At 54.2% G+C, this 607-nt stretch carries 1 protein-coding gene and 1 rRNA gene; both read left to right on the plus strand.

Annotation, left to right across the window (positions count from 1 at the left end; translation table 11 throughout):
- On the plus strand, window positions 1-189 hold a 189-nt coding region (locus tag RJ05_RS31850; RefSeq protein ID WP_217998994.1), incomplete at its 5' end, for a hypothetical protein.
- A 30-nt stretch (window positions 190-219) separates the two neighbouring features.
- Window positions 220-607: ribosomal RNA gene (locus tag RJ05_RS05525) — 23S ribosomal RNA — on the plus strand; the annotation flags it as partial.

The raw sequence follows: 607 nt of genomic DNA on the forward strand, positions 1-607 counted from the left end.
CCCGCGTATCGGTTGGTCCTCAGTGGCCGGCTGGTGGGTGATATATCGACACACTGTTGGGTCCTGAAAGAACAGACGTTCTTTCCAGGCAAAAAAGACGACGAGGCTGATCTTCAGTCATACCGGCTTCTTCCCTTTGGGGTTGGGGTGCTGGTGCTGAGTTCGAGGTTGGTCTTGTGTGTTGTTTGAGAACTGCACAGTGGACGCGAGCATCTTTGTTAGTAAGTGTGTAAGAGCGTACGGTGGATGCCTTGGCACCAGGAGCCGATGAAGGACGTAGGAGGCTGCGATAAGCCTCGGGGAGCTGTCAACCGAGCTGAGATCCGAGGATGTCCGAATGGGGAAACCCAGCACGAGTGATGTCGTGTTACCCGCGCCTGAATGTATAGGGCGTGTGGAGGGAACGTGGGGAAGTGAAACATCTCAGTACCCACAGGAAGAGAAAACAATAGTGATTCCGTGAGTAGTGGCGAGCGAAAGCGGAAGAGGCTAAACCGTGTAGATGTGATAGCCGGCAGGCGTTGTCTATGCGGGGTTGTGGGATTGCTCTTCTCAGTTCTGCCGAGCTGGGCGTGAGTCAGAAACCGTTGTGTTAGCTGAATTGGTC

This window comes from Nocardia cyriacigeorgica NBRC 100375 (assembly GCF_000308555.1).
Classification (GTDB): domain Bacteria; phylum Actinomycetota; class Actinomycetes; order Mycobacteriales; family Mycobacteriaceae; genus Nocardia; species Nocardia cyriacigeorgica.